Below are 18241 nucleotides of genomic sequence, written 5' to 3' on the forward strand. Positions count from 1 at the left end.
ACTCGGTCTGGAGGGCGAGAAGGTCAGGAACTTCGAGGGGCTCCTGGATACGCGCGAAAGAGACGCGACGGGGACCAGCGGGTACGGCGGAGGCGGCGGGAACACTACGCGAGGCTGCCAACAGTTGTCCTTCCGGAGGGCACGGACGGGATCGAACTGCGCGCACGCCAAACGCCCGGATCGAAATCCGGGGCGTCGAAAGGCAGCGCGAGGAAGCAGCATAACCCAACTGAGAAACGAATGTCCACACTTACTATAAGTGTCAACCTCGGTGCCGCCTTCAGCTTTTCACAGCAGGGTCGGCTCGTCAACTCCCCGAGCCGGATTCCCGCCTGAGACGTCCGATCGGCGCCGGCGACCCACGGTGGACGCGCGGGATGCTCGCCACATGAACATGACGAGGACGTCCGACGCGTGGTCGTCATGGAGAGGTTCTACGCGGCCGAGGCGGCGTACGTGGCCGCGGGCGGTCACGGCAGGGCGGACTACGCACCCGTCGCCGCCCTGCTGGACCCGGCGACTGACGGACGAGCGGGGTGCGGGCCCGCGCGGTCGGCGCGGGCCCGGAGGCGCGGTCAGCGTTCGCTGGAGGCCGCGCGGTAGTGCAGGTCCTGCACGTACGGCGTCGCGGTGATCGGGTACGGCGAGACCACCTTGGCCGCCGTCGCCGACTCCCTGGTGACGGTCGCCGACGCGGTCCCCGCCTTGAGCGGGAACGTCCTGGCCGACACGCCGGCGGGCGCGTCGTAGCTCTGCGTCGTGCCGCCGACGGTCACCGACACCTTGCCCGGCGCCGTCAGCATGGTGAGCACCTCGACCGTGTCACGCGCGGCCGTGCTGCCGCCGCGCAGCTTCATCAGCTTGGTCTGCGCGAAGGACGGCTGGGCCGCCACCGGCTGGACCCGGTGGGTCAGGTACGCCGCGTCGTTCGTGATCTTCGGGCAGCCGAGCTTGTGGCAGGTCAGGTAGTAGGCGTTGATGTCCAGGTACGTCCAGCCCGCGTTCCTGGACGGCGCGAACTGCGTGTTCTCCGAGTAGTCGTTCCAGGTCGTGAGCTGGACCCAGTCGGCCTTGCCGTCGATCGCGCCCTTCCACGTCGCCCGCAGGTTCTCGGTGTTGCCCGCCTCGTCGAAGACGCCCTGGTTGGGGCGTTCGTCCTGGACCGACACCGGCTGCATCCAGATCTTGCCCATGCCGTGCGCGCGGTCGATGTTGCCGCCCAGGGCGGCGTTGGCGGCGGGGTTGCGGTTGCCCCAGTTGGAGAAGCCGTAGCTGATCGAGGCGAACGCGTCCCGGTACTTGCCGAAGTCGAGGAAGCAGGGCACCAGGGCCACCTTGACGCCGTGCTCGGTCTCCATCGTCTTCATCCAGGCCGCCCACCAGGCGGGGGTACGCCCCTCGGCCTTGAACGGCGCCACCACCAGCCGGTCGTCGGCGAGCCGGTAGACCGACTTCGAGGCGGCCAGCTTGGCCATCGCCGTGGCGAACGCGGCGCTGTCCACCGAGGCCAGGCCGTTCGTGTCCGGCATCAGCACGATCTTGAACCCGGGGTCCACGGCCTCGGCCGCCTTGATCAGGTTCTGCACCCGCGTCCAGTGGGCGCTGGTGATCGACAGGATGTCGACGGTGAACCCGTCCAGGCCGGCCGCGACGGCCTGCTTGACCTCGGTCTTGAAGTCGGCCACCGCGTAGTCGCCGCCGATCGGGTCGCGTCCGAGCGGGCGGTCGCGCAGCAGTCCGCCGTAGGCGGCGTGCTTGCCGCTCTCGCCGTCCGGCTTGAGGTAGTTCCTGGCGTAGTAGTCACTCGCCGGGGCCTGGTTGTCCAGCGACACCGGGTACGGGGTGAAGTAGTGCGCGAACACCTTCTTGGCCGAGCCGCGCAGGGCCGCCGTCCCCGGCAGGACGAACGGCAGGGGCCCGTCGGTCTGCCGGCCGCTTCCCTCGGTGTAGGTGACCGTGAGCTTGGGGCCGCGGTTCCCGGTCTCGCGCGAGGACATCAGCACGGTCGCGGTGGAGTCGGTGCCGGTGAGCGCGAAGGCGTACGTGCCGTCGCCCTTGACCGCGGCGGAGACGTCCAGCTTGGCCGTCGTCCCGGCGGCGAAGCCGGTGTGCGAGGCCACGGCCGCGGCGCCGAACTCGGGACGGGTGTTCCAGGTCGTGGCGGCCTCGGTCCAGGAGCCCGTGACGGGGCGGGCCGACACGGTGGTGTCCGTCGTCCTGGCGGAGACGACGTCCAGCGTGACCTTGACGTCCTCGGCGTCCTCCGGGATGCCGGTGACCTTGAAGCGGGCCAGGCCGACCCGCTGGCCCGCGGCGGCGCTGCCGCACGCGGCGCCGCAGACGCTCACCCAGGTCGCGGACGCGAAGCTCTTCGCCGGCTCGGCCTGGCTGATGAACACGTCCTCCGTGGCGGCGAACGTCACGGTGAGGGGTGCGACGGCGGACGCCTGCGCGGGTGCGGCGACGGCCGCGCCCGCCAGCACGGCGAGCATCGCCACCGCGGCCGGCAGGGCCCGATATCGGTTGAGCATGGAACTCCCTTGGCTCTCGGTGCGCCTCCGCCGCAGCGGAGCCGCGTTGCATCGCCAACGATGGAGCACGCTCGGGCAACCGGACCGGGTTTTCGGATAAATCCCCCATTTGGAACGTTGCCAATTTTCGGGTCCCTCGCCCCGGGATTAAGGCCGATGGCCGGTTCCGGGGCACTTCCCCGGCCGGGCATGGCGCGGAAGCCGCGACTCGGGCAGGATGGACCGGCCCTGTCTGTCTCCGCTCGGCCTGCACGCACGACCGGGTCGGTGTCATCATGGGCACACGGCGTGTGTTCTCGGGTAGGAGCGACCGATGTCCGAGCCTTCCCCTGATGCTGCGGCGAGCTGGCCGATCAGCCGCGACCTCGCGGAGTTGCGTGAGCTCGTCCGCCTTCACGCGCTCCAGGCCGGGCTCGCCTCCCAGTGCGGCGAAGACCTCGCGCTCGCCGTCAACGAGGCCGTCACCAACGTCCTCGACCACGCGGGCGGGGCCGGGTGGGTGCGCATCTGGACCGACGACGACTTCCTCACCGTCGACGTCGACGACCAGGCGGGCCGCCTCCGGCCCGACGCCTGCCCCGACGTCCGTCCCCAGGTGGGGCCGGGCGGTTACGGCCTGTGGGTGATGCGCCGGCTCTGCGACGAGTTCGTCATCACCCAGACGCGCGCCTCCTCCCAGGTCCGCCTGCGCATGAAGCGCGCCCGCGTCACCGGCCGGGCTCCCACGCCCTGACCGCGTCAGGACTCCCGGCGGGCCCGTCCGAGGGCGTGGACCAGCTCGCCGAGCGTGCGCTCGTCCGCGCCGAACGTGATGCGGACGTGGGTGTCGGGGGCGTGCATGTCGGCGCCGCGCACCGTCGCGACGCCGTTGCGCAGGAGCACGCGGTCGATGGCCGCCGGGCTGTCGCCCAGGCGCGAGCAGTCGGCGAGCAGGAAGGCGCCGCCCGTGGGCCGTACGGGCCGGGGCAGGCCGCTGGCGGCGATGCCGTCGCAGACGAGGTCGCGCTTGGCCTGGTAGGTGGAGAGCGCCTCGTCGAGCCAGTCGCGCGGGCCGGTGAGGGCGGCCACCGCGGCCCGCTGCGGAACCACTCCGCAACAGACCGCCTCCCACTCGAAGCGGCGGTTGAGCGCGTCGACGATCCGCGGCGGCGCCAGGACGTAGCCGAGCCGCCAGCTCGCCAGCGCGTAGTACTTGCTGAGGCTGGTGACGGTCACCAGATGCGGCCAGCGGTCGGCGAACGCCTCCACCGGGTGGTACCGGCGGCCGTCGTAGGCGAAGTGCTGCCACGAGTCGTCGGAGACGACCAGGAGCCCGTGGCGCGCGGCCAGGTCGACCACGGCCGCCAGGGTCGCGGCGTCGGGGAGGTAGCCCGTCGGGTTGGTCGGGTTGCACAGCAGCACGGCCCGGCTGCGGCTGGTGACGGCGGCCTCCAGCCCGGCCAGGTCGAGCGCCCAGCCGTCGCTCTCCCGGGACGGGACGCGGACGGGGGTCGCGCCGGCCTCGCGGACCGCGCCGTCGAAGAAGTAGGTGGGGGTCGGCACGATCACCTCGTCGCCGGGGGCGAGCACCGTGCGCAGCACGAGGGAGAGCCCCTGCATAGCCCCGTGGGTGATCAGCAGGCGACGCTCGGGATCGACGCGCAGGCCGTGCTCGCGCTCCAGTTCGGCGGCGATCGCGGCGCGCAGTTCCGGCAGGCCGCGGGTGTCGCGCGGGTCGGGCCGGTCCATCGCTCCGGCGACCGCACGCCGTACGTGCTCGGGCATGGGCAGGATCGGGGCGCCTGCGAGCGGGAGCATCCGCACGCCGTCGCGGGCGCGCCGGTCCGCGCGGGCGCGCGTGCTCATCGCACCCAACGCCGGGAAGTCGCTCGTGGCGGGAAGGACCCAGGGATTCGAGCTGCGTCGCTGCATGGACAAAGCATGACATATTGAGATATCAGCAACAAGAATTAATATCTCTTCTCATGACATGTCGGACGAGCTGCTGTATCAACACTCCGAGTTGATATCCTGACGTGATGTCCGACATCCATGGCGTGGTCAGCGGAACGCCGCACATCCCCGCTCTGCTGCTGGTCGGCAGGGACGAGACCGGCCTCGACCGCACAGGCCAGGCCTATCGGGCGATCAGACGCCAGATCATCGACCTGACGCTCCCGCCCGGCAGCAGCTTCACCGAGACGTCGCTCGCCGAGCAGTGGCGCATCAGCAAGACCCCGGTGCGCGAGGCACTCGCCCGGTTGAGGCGCGACGGGCTCGTGACCGCGCTCCCGCGCGCGGGCTACGTCGTCAGCCCGATCACGCTCCAGGACACCGACGCCCTGTGCGCCCTGCGCACGCTGCTGTCCGGCGAGGCGGCCGCCTCCGCGGCGCGTCTCGGCGTCACGGCGCCCGCGCTCGAACGGCTCGAAGCGCTGTCGCAGGTGCCCATGGCGCTCGCGGCGGGCGAGGTGGAGCAGGAGGAGTCGCTCCAGGCCGGCATCGAGTTCGAGGGCATCATCGCCAACTTCAGCGGCAACCCCCGTCTCGGCAAGTCGATCGTCGACGTGCTCGACGAGCTGGAACGGGTGCTGCGGATGGCCGCGTTGATCGATCCCGGCATCGCCAGCCCGCCCGGAGAGCTGGCGGCCGTCTTCGAGGGGCTGCGCGCGCGCGACGCGGACACCGCCCGTGAGGCGATGCGCGCCCGGTGCGAACGCGTGCGCCGGGACCTGCTCCAGGTTCTGGCGAAGAGCACGTCCGTGAGCAGGGCGCACATCGAGCTGCCCGCCGCGCGCCCACCGGCCTAGCCCGTACGGGCCCCCGGGCTGGTCGGGGGCCCGTATCGCCAGGTCAGACCGCCGTGGGGAAGGAGAGGTCGCCGCGGGTGCGCGGGCCGTCCTCCCTGTCCTCCGGCCAGCGGGTGGTGACGGCCTTGGCCCGCGTGTAGAACGCGACGCCCTCCGGGCCGTGCATGTGATGGGCGCCGAACAGCGACTGCTTCCAGCCGCCGAACGAGTGGAACGCCATGGGCACCGGGATCGGCACGTTGACGCCGATCATCCCGACCTGCACGGATCGCTGGAACAGGCGGGCCGCGTGGCCGCCCGTGGTGAAGATCGCCGTGCCGTTGGCCAGGTTGCCGGTGTTGATCAGGTCGATCGCCTCCGCGAGCGAGCCGACGCGCACGACGACGAGCACAGGGCCGAAGATCTCGTCGCGGTAGACGTCCATGTCGGGTGTGACGTGGTCGAACAGCGTCGGGCCGACGAAGAAGCCGTCGCCGCCGATGTCGAGCGCGCGCCCGTCGAGCACGAGGTCGGCGCCCGCGGCGACGCCGGAGCCGATGTAGCCCCTGATCCGTTCGAGCGCCTCCGCCGACACGACCGGGCCCATCTCGGACCCGGCGTCCAGTCCCGGCCCCACCTTGATCGCCTGCGCCTTCTCGCGTAGCAGCTCGACGAGCGGCTGGGCCACGTCGCCCACCGCGACGGCGACCGAGACGGCCATGCAGCGCTGGCCCGCCGAGCCGTACGCGGCCGCGACCAGATGGTCGGCGGCGTGGTCGAGGTCGGCGTCCGGCAGCACGACGGCGTGGTTCTTGGCGCCGCCGAGCGCCTGCACGCGCTTGCCGCCGGCGGTCGCGCGCTCGTGGACGTACCGCGCGACCGGCGTCGAGCCGACGAACGACACCGCGGCGACGTCCGGGTGGTCGAGGATCGCGTCGACCGCCACCTTGTCGCCGTGGACGACGTTGAAGACCCCGTCGGGCAGACCGGCCTCGGCGTAGAGGTCGGCGACGAGGTTGGCGGTCGACGGGTCGCGTTCGGAGGGCTTGAGCACGAACGTGTTGCCGGTCGCGATCGCGATCGGATGCATCCACAGCGGGACCATCGCGGGGAAGTTGAACGGCGTGATCCCGGCGCAGACGCCGAGCGGCTGCCGGAACGAGAAGAGGTCGACGTCGGTCGAGACCTGGTCGGAGTACTCCCCCTTGAGCAGCTGCGGGATCCCGCAGGCGAAGTCGATCACCTCCAGGCCGCGGACGAGCTCGCCCCTGGCGTCGTCGAGGACCTTGCCGTGCTCGGCCGAGACCAGCCGCGCGAGGTCGTCGAGGTGCTTCTCGACCAGGTTGCGGAAGGCGAACATCAACCGCGACCGCCGCATGACGGAGGTGTCGGCCCAGCCCGGCAGGGCGGCCCGCGCCGCCCGCACCGCGGCATCGACGTCGGCGGGCTCGGCCAGCAGCACGTCGGCCTGACGCTCGCCGGTCGCGGGGTTCCACACCGGGGCGGTGCGGACCGACTCTCCGGCGGTCTCTCGGCCGCCGATCCGGTGCTGGATCATCCTGACTGTCCCTGTGCTCACAGAAAGTTCACCTTCTCGTGGAAGTGCGGGTTGCGGGTGGTCGGCGGCGCCGCGTCAGACGATCAGGTCGCCGCCGTTGATGTCGATGGCCGCCCCGGTGATGTACGCCGCGCGGTCCGAGGCGAGGAACGCGACGAGCTCGGCGACCTCCCAGGGCTGCCCGACGCGGGGCACCGGGAAGGACCGGGTGGCCTGTTCGAGCGCCCCTTCGGGCAGCAGGGCGCGTGCCATCGGGGTGTCGATGAGCCCGGGGCAGACGGCGTTCACGGTGATCCCGTCTCCGCCGTAGTCCTTCGCCAGGTGCCGGGTGAGCCCGAGGACGCCGTGCTTGGCCGTCGTGTAGTGCGCGCCGCCCGCGGTGCTCACGGTCTTGCCGGCGGTGGAGGAGAAGGTGACGATCCGGCCCCAGCCTCGGCCCCGCATCGCGGGCAGCGCCTGCCGGCAGCACAGGAACGTCCCGAGCACGTTGACCGCGAGCACCCGTTCCCACTCGGCCGGGGTGATGTCCTCGAACGCGGTCGCCGGCGCGACGCCCGCGGCGTTGACCAGGATGTCCAGCCGCGACCGCTCCGCCAGCAGCGCGGCGAACGCACGCCGGACCTGGTCGTCGTCCGTGACGTCCACGGCGGCCGACCGGACGCGGTCGGCCGGCACCTCCAGCGTCGACGCCAGCTCGCCGGGGGCGGGCGCGGCGAGGTCGAACACCGCGACGGTCGCGCCGCGGCGGGCCAGCGCGTGCGCCGCCGCGAGGCCCATGCCGCTCGCCCCGCCGGTCACGACCGCGACCCGGCCCGCCAGTTCGCGGCCGTCGGCGCTGGTCGGCGCCCGCAACCCCGCGGCGCTCATGACCCCGCCAGGACGGCACGCGCGCGGCCGAACGCGGCGGCCGCCCGTTCGAGCTGGCCGGCCGTGTGCGAGGCCGACACCTGCACCCGGATGCGCTCCTCGCCCGCCGGGACGACCGGATGGGAGAGCGCGAAGACCAGGACGCCGTCGCGGCGCAGCGCCGCCGCCACGTCGGCGGCGAGCGTGCCGCCGCGCAGCATCACGGGGATGATGGCGTGCTCCCCCGGCGGCACCTCGTAGCCGAGATCGCGCAACGTCCCGCGCAGCCAGGCGGTGTTGGCGGCCAGGCGTGCCCGCAGGTCGGGACGCCTTCGTGCGACGCGGATCGCCGTCAGCGCGGCCACGGCCAGCGCGGGGGCCATGGCATTGGTGAAGATGTAGGGCCGCGAGAGCTGGCGCAACGTCTCGACCACCGCGCGGTCGCCGGCGACGAAGCCTCCCGCCCCGCCGCCCAGCGCCTTGCCGAGCGTCCCCGTCACCACGTCGACGCGGCCCCGCAGGCCGAAGTGCTCGGCGGTGCCGGCGCCGGTCGCGCCCAGGACGCCCGTGGCGTGCGAGTCGTCGACCACGAGCACCGCGTCGTGGCGCTCGGCCAGTTCGGCGAGCCGGGGCAGCGCGGCGAGGTCGCCGTCCATGCTGAAGACGCCGTCGGTGACGATGAGCCGGTGGCGCGCGTCGGCGGACGCGGTGAGGAGGCGTTCGAGTTCGTCGAGGTCGGCGTGGGGGTAGACGTGCCGGCGGGCGCGGGTGAGGCGGATGCCGTCGATCAGACTGGCGTGGTTGAGCGCGTCGCTGAGGACGACGTCCTGCGGGCCGACCAGGGCGTCGAAGAGGCCGAGGTTCGCGTCGAAGCACGAGTGGTGGAGCACCGCGTCCTCGGCGCCGACCAGCTCGGCGATGCGCGCCTCCAGCTCGCCGTGGACCGCCCGGGTGCCGCAGAGCACCCGTCCCGCCGCCACCCCGAGGCCCGTCTCGCGCAGCGCCCGCCGGGCCGCGTCGAGGACCTCCGGGTCGCCGGCGAGGCCGAGGTAGTCGTTGGAGGCGAGGTTCACCAGCCGCTCGCCGCCCACGTCGAGCGTCGGGCCCTGGGCGCCGGAGACCACGAGGTCGCGGCGCAGCCCGGTGGTCGCCCGGCGTTCGTCCAGCTCGGTCCGGAGGCGCTCCAGCAGCGCGGCGTTCACGACAGGCCCCCGTCCAGCCGCTCCATCCGGCGTCCCACGGTGAGCAGGACGGCCAGCCCGGCGGCCATGATGATCGCGATGGCCAGCAGCGCGTACGTGAAGCTGCCCGTCGCCGACGCGATGGACCCGGTGAAGTAGGGACCGACGAATCCGCTGACGTTGCTGACCGAGTTGATCAGCGCGATGCCGGAGGCGGCGGCCGCCTCGGTCAGGCCGATCGCCGGGATGCGCCAGAACTGCGGCATCGCGGTGATGATCCCGGCGACGCTCAGGCAGACGGCGAGCACGAACAGCGTGCCGCTGCTGGTGAAGGTCGCCAGGACCAGCCCCACCGCGCCGAGGGCCATCGGCACGGCCGTGGCCGTCACCGCCGTCAGGCGGGCGGCGACGCGGGCCCAGACGAGGAGGGCGAGCGCGGCCACCACGTAGGGGATCGCGGACAGCAGCACGCTGCTGACGTCGGCGGACTGACCGACGCTCCGCGTGATGGACTTGATCATCGTGGGCAGGAAGAACTGCAGCGGATAGAGCCCGAACGCGATCGCGAACCACGTCACGGCCATCGCCCAGACCCGGCCGCTGGTCAGCGCCTGGCGCAGCCCGGTGAGCGCTCCGTGGGCACGCTGTTCGGCGGCCTCGGCGGCCAGGATGTGGCCGATGGCGGCCTTCTCCTCGTCGTCGAGCCAGCGCGCGTCGGCCGGCCGGTCGGGCAGGAAGACGAAGATCAGCACGCTGACGACGACCGTCAGGACGCCCTCGACGAGGAACAGCGCCCGCCAGCCCGCGATGCCGAACACGCCCTGCCCCCACTCCAGCAGCGCGGCGGCCAGCGGAGAGCCGATGATCGAGGACAGCGGGATCATCAGGATGAACGTCGACAACGCCCAGGAACGCTGGCGGCGCGGGAACCAGAACGTCAGGTAGAGCAGGATCCCGGCGGCCAGGCCCGCTTCGGCGAACCCGAGCAGGAGCCGCGCGACGAACAGCGCGGCCGGGGAGCTCACGGCCGAGGTCGCCGCCGTGACCAGACCCCACGTGATCATGATCCGGGCGATCCATTTCCGCGCGCCGAACCGGCTGAGCATCATGTTGCTCGGCACCTCGAACAGCACGTAGCCGATGAAGAACAGCCCGGCGGCGAGGCCGATCTGGCTGCTGTCGAGGCCCATGTCGCGGGACATGGGGGCGGCGATGTAGCCGACGTTGGCGCGGTCGATGTAGCTCGCCACGTAGGCGAGGCCGACCAGCGGCATGATCCGGATGCCCACCTTGCGCCAGGTGCGGGGTGGGACGGTGCTCGCAGGGGGTGCGACGTTCGTGCTCATGGGGGGTTCCAATCGATCCGGGGGGTGGGGAGGCGGCCTTCAGCGCGCGTGGCGTCGCAGGCCGGCTGTGGCGTCCGCGTCGATCACGCCGTCCGCGGAGATCACGACGCCGTAGTCGCGTTCGGCTCCCTCGCGGGTGACCTTGCCGTCGAGGACGTCTTCGAGGACCAGGTCCGGGAGGCGTTCGAAGGGGTGGCCGTGCCCGCCGCCGCCGGCGGTCACGTGCCGGTGGCGGGTTCCGGCGGTCATCACGAAGTGCGGCTTGGACTCCAGCAGGCGTTCCTCGGGCCCGCCGGGGTCGAGCACGTTCAGCGAGGGGGTGCCCTGCGCGCCGCCGGCCAGCCCGTACGGCAGGAACGTGCGCCGGTCGGACCTGATCTGCACCCTGGCCTCGGGCGCCAGGAGCGTCATGTCGCGGAAGGTCGCCAGGCCGCCGCGCCAGCGGCCCGCGCCGCCGCTGTCGGGCAGGTAGCCGTAACCGTCGATGCGGATGTGGCCGGAGCGTTCCAGCTCCTCGACCGGCGTGTTGGTCAGGTTCGCGCCCAGGGAGCTGATGCCGTCCACGCCGTCGCGGTCGGGACGGGCGCCCCACGCCCCGGCCAGGGGGTCCCACAGCACCATGGACTCCCCGTCCGGGCCGACGAGGCCGATCGCGATCCCGTCCGGCCCGCCTTCCCCGGCGGCCGGAACCTGGGTGGGGAACACCGGGGCGAGCGCCCCGAGCACCGCGTCGATGATCCGGAAGCCGACCAGCCCGCGGGCGCCGCGCGCGGACGGCCGCTGCCCGTCGAGGATGGAGGCCCGCGGGATGACGAAGGTGAACGGCCGGTAGAAGCCGCTGTTGGCCGGGATGTCGGAGGCGAGCACCCCCTGCAGGGCGGCGTAGGCGGCGGAACGGGTGAAGGAGGCCGTCGCGTTGAGCGCGGAGCCGACCTGCGGCGAGGAGCCGGTGAAGTCGAGCTCGATCCCGGCCCCGGACAGCGTGACCTTCACGCGGATCGGGATCGGCCCGGAGCCGAGGCCGTCGTCGTCGATGTGGTCGAGGAACTCGTAGGCGCCGGGGACGGCCTCGGCGAGCGCGGCGCGCAGCAGGGTCTCGGAGTAGTCGAGCAGCTCGTCGACGAGGGTGGCGAGCCGTTCGACGCCGTGCCGCGCCGCGAGGGCGCGCAGCCCTTCGGCCCCCGTGTGGCAGGCCGCGAGCTGGGATTCCAGGTCGCCGCGCAGCAGCTCGGGTTCGCGGACGTTGCGCAGGATCAGCCGTAGGAACGTCTCGTTCACGGTCCCGGCCTCGACCAGGCAGGACGGCGGGATCTGCACCCCTTCGGCGAAGATGCTCGTCGACTGCACGGCCATCGACCCGGCCGCCCAGCCGCCGACGTCGGTGTGGTTGACGACCGTGACCGCGAAGCCCAGGAGGGTGTCCCCGGTGAACACCGGGGCGACCGCGAAGATGTCGGGCAGGTGCATGCCGCCCAGGGACGGGTCGTTGAGCAGGTAGACGTCTCCCGGGCGGATCCGGTCGCCGAACTCGTCGAGGATCGCCTCCATCGCGTCCGGGATGGAGCCCAGGTGCACCGGCAGGGTGTTGGCCTGGGCGATCACCCGGCCGCGGGCGTCGCACAGAGCGGCGGAGAAGTCCATGCTGGACGCGACGAGCTGCGAGTGCGCGGTGCGCAGGATCGTGATCGCCATCTCGTCGGCGATCCCGGTGACGGCGTTGCGGAAGACCTCGAAGGTCACGGCGTCGCGGATCATGAGGCGCTCCAGGTGATGACGATGTTGTTGAGCCGGTCGCGGTGCACCAGCGCGCCCGGCGGGACGAGGGTGGTGGCGTCCATGTCCTCGATGACCATCGGTCCCTCGACCGGGTCGGGGCCGAGGTCGGACCGTCCCACGACGAGCGTCGTCACGGTCTCGGCGAACCGGCACTCGCGGGTGGTGGGCTCGTCTGCGGCGGCGAGCGGGAGGCTCAGCACGTCGGCGATGGACACCGGGGTGGGGAGCCGGCCGCGTACCCGGAGGTTGACCAGCTCCACCAGCTCGTCCGTGCCGGCCCGGCCGTAGGTGCGCCGGTGCTCGGCGTGGAAGCGGGCCCGCGTCTCGGCGAGCAGGTCCTCGGTGAACTCGCCGTCGGGCACCCGGATGCGCAGCTCGAACCGCTGGCCGCGGTAGCGCATGTCCAGGAGCCGGTCCACGACGGCGTCCGCGCCCAGCTCCGCGCGCACCTGGGCGGACAGCCGGGCGAACTCGTCGGCGAGCGCGCCCACGTCTGCGAACCCGGGCCGGTACGGGGTGAGCTCCTGGCGTTCGGTGTCGGCCACGAGCAGGCCCAGACTGCTGAACAGGCCCGGATGCACGGGCACGATGACGGTCGAGATGCCCAGCTCGCGGGCCAGGGCGGCGGCGTAGAGCGGGCCCGCGCCGCCGAAGGCGACCATGGTGGCCTCGCGCGGGTCACGGCCCCGTTCGCTGGTCACCGCCTTGACCGCGGTCGTCATGCTCGACACCGCCACCTGGTACGCGCCGCGCGCGGCGCCCGCCACGTCGTCGCCGAGCCGCTCGGCCACCGGCGACAGGGCCTTCACGGCGAGCTGCGGGTGGATCGCCACGCGGCCGCCGGCGAGCGCGTCCGGGCTGAGGTAGCCGAGCGTCACGTTGGCGTCGGTCAGGGTCGGCAGCTCGCCGCCCTGGCCGTAGCAGGCGGGGCCGGGACGCGAGCCCGCGCTGACGGGCCCCACGTGGAGCGCGCCCGCCGCGTCGACGGAGATGATGCTGCCGCCCCCGGAGCCGACCTCGGCGATGTCGATCGACGGCGCCCGCACCGGGTACCCGGCGCCGGAACTGAGGCCGCGGGCGACGTTCATGCCGCCGCCGACCTCGTAGTCGGCCGAGACGAACGGTTCGCCGTGCTCGATCAGGGACGCCTTCGCCGTGGTCCCTCCCATGTCGAACGCCACCACCGTGGACAGGCCGATCAGCTGGGCGAGCTTCTGCACGGCGGTGACGCCGGCCGCGGGGCCGGACTCGATGATCTGCACCGGCCGCCGCGCGACGGAGGCCGCGTCGAGCAGCCCGCCGCTTGACTGCATGACCAGCAGGGGCGCGCTCACCTGCTCGGCCTGCAACCCCGCCTCCAGGCGGGTGAGGTAGCCGTGCACGGTGGGGCCGACGTAGGCGTTGACCGTCGCGGTGCTCATGCGCTCGAACTCGTGCGGCTGCGGCGAGACGTCGACCGAGGCCGTGACGTACACGCCGGGCAGTTCGGCCCGCAGCAGGTCGGCGACCCGCCGCTCCTCGTCGGGACGGACGTAGGAGTTGAGCAGGCACACGGCCACCGCTTCGATCCCGTCGGCGCGCAGGCGTGCGGCCAGCGTGCGGACCTCGTCCTCGGCGGCGGGCGGGTCGAGGCGTGCGTCGGCGGTGATCCGCTGGTCGAGTTCGTACCGGTGCCGGCGGCGGGCCAGGGGCTGGGGCTTGGACCAGGACAGGTCGTAGAGCACCGGCCGGCGCAGCCGCCCGATCTCCAGCACGTCGCGGAAGCCGCGGGTGGTGACCACCGCCGTGCGGACGCCGCTCATCGACAGAATCGCGTTGGTGGCCACGGTCGTGCCGTGCAGCATGGCGACCACGTCCGCCGGGCGGGCCCCGGCCAGGGAGAGCACGCCGGTGGTCGCCGCCACCACGCCGGCGCCGTAGTCGGGCGGGGTGGAGAGGACCTTCATCGGTACGACCTCGCCGCCCGGGCCCAGCGCGATGACATCGGTGAAGGTGCCACCGATGTCGGCGCCGACTCGCCAGCCGGCCGGTCGAGGATCGTGACTGGGGGGCACTGGATCTCCTTCGTTCAACGAGCGACTGGGATCACAGTACGAGCGAGCTAAGATATCAGCAATGGTCCGTTGTCATTTTTATCAAGTCAGGTGATATGACTACGCCTCGTGGACCCGCTCGGACGGCTCGCGCAGCCACAGTCCGTCCCGATCTGGACGCCTTCGAGCTCATACGCGGCGTGCGCAACCTGTGCATCGAGGCCGAGGCCGACCCCCGCTACGACGCCCGCCGCCTGGTCGGGCTGCTCGTCGCGGGCCTGCGCTCGTGAGCCCCCGAGAAGCACATCGTCGCTGGAGATCTTCGGGGGCGACGCCAACCGGTTGATGACCGGAGTTCCACCATTGTGTGATGGTTTGATGACGACCACACTGACCAGGAGTTTTCCGCTGGTTGGGTGAAGTCATGCACAACAACAGCCTTCCTGCGCGACGCCGTCCGATCAAGAGAACCGCACTGGCCCTGACCGCGGTAAGCCTGAGCGCCACCCTCGCCGCCTGCGGCGACGGTGGCGGCGACGGTGTCGGCGGCGGCAACGATGCCAGGACCACGGCGGCGACCTCCGGCACGTCCGAATCGACCGGGAAGAAGGTTCTGTGGCTCGGCGACTCCATCGCCGGAGCCGAGGCCCCTGCGCTGGGCGCGGCGTTGAAGGCCGGCGGCGTGGCGTTCAAGAACGCCACCTCCAGCGGTGGCGGCAATGTCGTCGCCGGTGAGCACCCGGTGACGAAGATGGGCGCCAAGGACACCTGGCAGCAACTGGGCAAGAACCTCGCCGAGTTCAAGCCCGACGTCGTCGCCTACCAGATCACCACCTACGACTGGGGAACCCGGCAGCAGCAACTCGCCGCCTACCGGAAACTCGCGGCCACCGTCCAGAAGGCGGGTGGGGAGCTGGTGATCGTCTCGGCGCCGCCGTTCAAGCTGGACGACTTCTACAAGCAGTACGCCTCGGCGATCAAGAGCGCCCCCGAGACCGCCCGGCAGGCCGCCCAGGACGGCAAAGCGCAGTTCCTGGACGCCTCCGAGCTGTGGGGCACCGACGCGTCGGCGTCCAAGGCGCAGCGCTCCAAGGACGGCATCCACTCCTGCCAGCAGGGCTCGGCCGCGTTCGCCAAATGGTTCACCGGCAAGCTGGGCGAGCAGCTCGGCTTCACCCCTGCCGCGCCCGAGGCGTGGGCCAACGGCTCGTGGGTCGGCGACGAGCGCTTCTCCAAGCTGGGCTGCGCCTGATCCCCACCCGGACGGGAGTCGTTGACATGCTTTCTTTCGCCGGGACCCATCGGCGGCAGAGCCCGGGGCGTGCGCACATCGGGCCGCTGGACGGGCTGCGCGGCCTGGCCGTCGCGGCAGTACTGCTGTTCCACGCCGGGTACCTGTCCGGCGGGTTCCTCGGTGTGGACCTGTTCTTCGTGCTGTCCGGCTTCCTGATCACCGGGCTGCTGCTGGCCGAGCTCGACCGGAGCGGCCGCCTGGACCTGGCCGGATTCTGGGCGCGCCGGGCGCGGCGGCTGCTGCCCGCCCTGGCCTTCGTGGGCGTGGCGACGCTGCTGCTGGCCTGGGCGTTCGCCACGCCACCGATGCTGCGGGCGGTGTTGCAGGACGCGCCGTGGGCGGCGGCCCAGGCCGCCAACTGGCACTACATCGCCGAGCAGATCGGCTACTGGGACGCCGCCGGTACCCGCCTGTTCGCGCACCTGTGGAGCATCGGCGTCGAGTGGCAGTTCTACCTGCTCTGGCCGCTGGTCGTGCTGGCCGCGGGGCGCGGGGGCGCCGGCGGGCATCGGCAGGTCGCCGCCGTCGCAGCGGTCGGGGCGCTGGTCTCGCTCGTCCTGATGGTCAGGTACGGCGACGCCGTGGACACCACCCGCGCCTACGAGGGCACCGACACACGTGCGTTCTCGCTGCTGCTGGGCGCGGTCGCGGCGACCGCACCCGCGCGGGACCTGGCCGGACGCGTGCCCAGGGCGGCTGCGGACGCGGTGTGCGCGGTCCTGCTGGGCGGCCTGGTGCTCTCCTGGACGCTGACCGCGGGCGAGAAGGCCCCCGGCCTGTTCCAGGGCGGGATGTTCGCGCATTCGCTGGCCTCGGCCGTGCTGATCGCGCTGCTGGCCGCCGTGCCCGGCGGGCTCGTGGGGCGGGCCGTCGGCGCCGTCCTGCCGCGCCGGCTGGGCGAGGTCTCCTACAGCCTGTACCTGTGGCATTGGCCGATATTTCTGCTGTTGCCCCAGAAGGTGCTCGGGGTGGGGGGGTTGGGGGCGCGACGCTCTGGCGATCGGGCTGTCGCTGCTGGCTGCGATACTGTCGAAGCTGCTGGTGGAGGACCCGGTACGGTCGCGGGCCCGATGGGCGACCGGCCGCCCGGGGCTGGCCGCGCTGGCCGTCGCGATCACCGTGGCCGTGGGCACCTGGGTGGCGATTCCTCAGCCGAGTCCGGGAGCGGGCACCGTCGACGTGAGCCGGCTGGGCTCACCATGACGACACGCGCGGGCAGGAGGAGAGTGGGAGGCACGCAGCTGATCCGGCTGGTCGCGATGCTGGCTGCCGTCCTGGCGGTCGCGGCCTGCGGGACCGAGGTGAGGGCGACCGGGCCGATGGCGGCCGGTGCGCCCGCCACGGGCGGTCTGACCACCGACCGGTCACGTCAGCTACGGGTGTACTTCCGCACGCCGTACGGCTCCTGGCCGGCCGCCCGTCCGGCCAGGCCCGGCGCCGGGCCGCAGCAGGCGCTGGACGCGCTGCTGGCCGGGCCCACCGCCGCCGAACGGGCGCGCGGCCTGACCACCGCCCTTCCGGGCGGGTCGCGGCAGGTCCGGGCGCGGGCCGCGCGCGGCGCGGTGGACCTGTACCTGCCGTGGGTGGTGTCCGAGCTCGACCACACGGCGGTGAGCCAGCTGGTGTGCACCGCCGCCGCGGCGCCGGGCGTGCCGGGCGGACGCGCGCAGGCCGACGTGGTCGTGCGGGTCTTCGAGTCGGGGATCGCGGGCCCGGCCTGGCCGGTCACCTGCGACGAGACCGGCTCGGCCGTTCCGCTCGACGTTGCCACCCCGTCCCGGTGACGGGGACGGTCGATGGAGGGATCATGACGCGGGTTCTGTTGATCGAGGACGACGAGGCCGTTCGCCGGGGTGTCTCGCTGGGGCTGCGCAGGCGCGGGCACGAGACCGTGGCGGTCGGCACCGGCGAGCAGGGGCTGGCGGAGGTCTCGGCGTCGCTTCCCGACCTGGTGCTGCTGGACCTGATGTTGCCGGGCATGAGCGGGCTGGAGGTCTGCCGCCGGATCCGCGCGTTCAGCCAGGTCCTCCCGATCGTGATCCTGTCGGCGCGCGGCGACGACGTGGACGTCGTGGTGGGCCTGGAGTCGGGCGCCGACGACTACGTCGTCAAGCCGGCCAGCGCCGAGGTCATCGAGGCCCGGATGCGCGCGGTGCTGCGCCGCGTCGCGCTCGCGCAGCCGGAGGCCGCCGACGACCGCGCCTCCTTCGGCGACCTGGAGATCGACCGGGCGGCGCTGCGCGTGCTCAAGCACGGCACGGAGGTCGCCCTCGCACCCTCCGAACGCAAGCTGCTGCTGTTCCTGTCGGCCTCCCCCGAACGCACCTACAGCCGTCAGCAGCTCCTGGAGCAGGTGTGGGAGCACACCTTCCACGGTGACCACCGGCTGGTCGACGCCGGGGTGATGCGGCTGCGGGCCAAGATCGAGGACGATCCGCGCCGTCCCCGCTACGTCCAGACCGTACGCGGCTTCGGCTACCGGTTCGGACCGCTGTGAGAGTTCCGCGGGTGAAAGTGCCGCGCGGGCTGCGTACCCGGCTGGTGGTCGGGTTCGTGCTGGTCACCGCGCTCGGCGCGCTCACCACCGCCGCGCTGACCTTCCACCAGGCCCGCTCGGCGATCCTGGAACGCGTCCAGAGCGGCGCGGTGCACGACCTGCGCACGCAGATCGACTCGCTGGCACCGGACCTGCCGTCCGATCCGGCCCCTGCCGACCTGCGCGCCCTGACCCTCCAGTTGGATCGCGCGGGCGGCTCCCGCGACTGGCGCACCGCCGCGTCGTTCCAGGACGGGCCGCTGGTCGTCGCCGCCTCGACCGCTCCAGCGCTGCCCTCTCAGCTGAAGAGCGCGGCGGCCGCGGCGACGACGTCCCTGGTCCAGCGCTTCCAACGGGACGGCCGCCCCTAGC

The 18241-nt window shown here is 72.6% G+C and carries 15 protein-coding genes; 7 read left to right on the forward strand and 8 right to left on the reverse strand.

What is annotated here, in order from left to right:
- Positions 1 to 414 precede the first annotated feature (414 nt).
- Positions 415 to 603 carry a hypothetical protein gene (locus tag AB0J97_RS47935; protein ID WP_364103007.1) on the forward strand — a complete coding sequence of 63 codons (189 nt, stop codon included), beginning with the start codon at positions 415 to 417 and terminating at the stop codon, positions 601 to 603.
- On the opposite strand, the gene AB0J97_RS47940 is transcribed toward AB0J97_RS47935, so the two are convergent.
- The gene (locus AB0J97_RS47940) at positions 576 to 2531 is read right to left on the reverse strand and encodes an endo-1,3-alpha-glucanase family glycosylhydrolase (RefSeq protein WP_364103010.1); all 1956 of its coding nucleotides are present in this window, start codon (positions 2529 to 2531) and stop codon (positions 576 to 578) included. The two genes, AB0J97_RS47935 and AB0J97_RS47940, sit on opposite strands and share 28 nt — an antisense overlap.
- Positions 2532 to 2844: 313 nt before the next feature.
- Between AB0J97_RS47940 and AB0J97_RS47945 the strand changes: the two genes are divergently transcribed.
- Complete coding sequence (locus AB0J97_RS47945) at positions 2845 to 3264, forward strand: ATP-binding protein (protein ID WP_364103013.1); 420 nt, start codon at positions 2845 to 2847, stop codon at positions 3262 to 3264.
- Positions 3265 to 3269: 5 nt separating this feature from the next.
- Here AB0J97_RS47945 and AB0J97_RS47950 read toward each other — a convergent pair whose 3' ends face one another.
- Entirely contained in the window at positions 3270 to 4442 is a 1173-nt protein-coding gene (locus AB0J97_RS47950; protein WP_357707917.1) for a pyridoxal phosphate-dependent aminotransferase, read from the reverse strand.
- 107 nt (positions 4443 to 4549) lie between these two features.
- Between AB0J97_RS47950 and AB0J97_RS47955 the strand changes: the two genes are divergently transcribed.
- Entirely contained in the window at positions 4550 to 5320 is a 771-nt protein-coding gene (locus tag AB0J97_RS47955; protein WP_364103016.1) for a GntR family transcriptional regulator, read from the forward strand.
- A gap of 43 nt (positions 5321 to 5363) precedes the next feature.
- Here AB0J97_RS47955 and AB0J97_RS47960 read toward each other — a convergent pair whose 3' ends face one another.
- The 6 genes from AB0J97_RS47960 to AB0J97_RS47985 form a co-directional block, all read right to left on the reverse strand.
- Entirely contained in the window at positions 5364 to 6857 is a 1494-nt protein-coding gene (locus tag AB0J97_RS47960; RefSeq protein ID WP_364103095.1) for a CoA-acylating methylmalonate-semialdehyde dehydrogenase, read from the reverse strand.
- Positions 6858 to 6932: 75 nt separating this feature from the next.
- Positions 6933 to 7724, reverse strand: coding sequence for an SDR family NAD(P)-dependent oxidoreductase (locus tag AB0J97_RS47965; protein ID WP_364103019.1), 792 nt, complete (start codon positions 7722 to 7724; stop codon positions 6933 to 6935).
- Positions 7721 to 8905: a glycine C-acetyltransferase gene (locus tag AB0J97_RS47970; RefSeq protein ID WP_364103022.1), complete on the reverse strand. Its 1185-nt coding sequence runs from the start codon at positions 8903 to 8905 to the stop codon at positions 7721 to 7723. The genes AB0J97_RS47965 and AB0J97_RS47970 overlap by 4 nt, the downstream gene beginning before the upstream one ends.
- Positions 8902 to 10230, reverse strand: a complete 1329-nt coding sequence (locus AB0J97_RS47975; RefSeq protein ID WP_364103025.1) for an MFS transporter — start codon at positions 10228 to 10230, stop codon at positions 8902 to 8904. Before AB0J97_RS47975 ends, AB0J97_RS47970 begins: the two co-directional genes overlap by 4 nt.
- A gap of 39 nt (positions 10231 to 10269) precedes the next feature.
- On the reverse strand, positions 10270 to 11985 hold the full coding sequence (locus AB0J97_RS47980) for a hydantoinase B/oxoprolinase family protein (RefSeq protein WP_364103028.1): 1716 nt from the start codon (positions 11983 to 11985) through the stop codon (positions 10270 to 10272).
- A complete protein-coding gene (locus AB0J97_RS47985) occupies positions 11982 to 14060 on the reverse strand; it encodes a hydantoinase/oxoprolinase family protein (protein ID WP_364103031.1) in 2079 nt (692 codons plus the stop codon). Before AB0J97_RS47985 ends, AB0J97_RS47980 begins: the two co-directional genes overlap by 4 nt.
- A gap of 403 nt (positions 14061 to 14463) precedes the next feature.
- Between AB0J97_RS47985 and AB0J97_RS47990 the strand changes: the two genes are divergently transcribed.
- From AB0J97_RS47990 to AB0J97_RS48005, 4 genes are read left to right on the forward strand one after another with little or no spacing between them, the layout of a single operon-like run.
- Positions 14464 to 15291 (forward strand): SGNH/GDSL hydrolase family protein, encoded by an 828-nt coding sequence (locus AB0J97_RS47990; RefSeq protein ID WP_364103034.1) that lies wholly within the window; start codon positions 14464 to 14466, stop codon positions 15289 to 15291.
- Positions 15292 to 15317: 26 nt separating this feature from the next.
- On the forward strand, positions 15318 to 17117 hold the full coding sequence (locus AB0J97_RS47995) for an acyltransferase family protein (protein WP_364103037.1): 1800 nt from the start codon (positions 15318 to 15320) through the stop codon (positions 17115 to 17117).
- A 23-nt stretch (positions 17118 to 17140) separates the two neighbouring features.
- Complete coding sequence (locus tag AB0J97_RS48000) at positions 17141 to 17830, forward strand: response regulator transcription factor (RefSeq protein WP_364103040.1); 690 nt, start codon at positions 17141 to 17143, stop codon at positions 17828 to 17830.
- A gap of 11 nt (positions 17831 to 17841) precedes the next feature.
- Entirely contained in the window at positions 17842 to 18240 is a 399-nt protein-coding gene (locus tag AB0J97_RS48005; protein WP_364103043.1) for a hypothetical protein, read from the forward strand.
- Position 18241: the final 1 nt, after the last annotated feature.

It is taken from the genome of Nonomuraea sp. NPDC049607 (assembly GCF_040675375.1).
Classification (GTDB): domain Bacteria; phylum Actinomycetota; class Actinomycetes; order Streptosporangiales; family Streptosporangiaceae; genus Nonomuraea.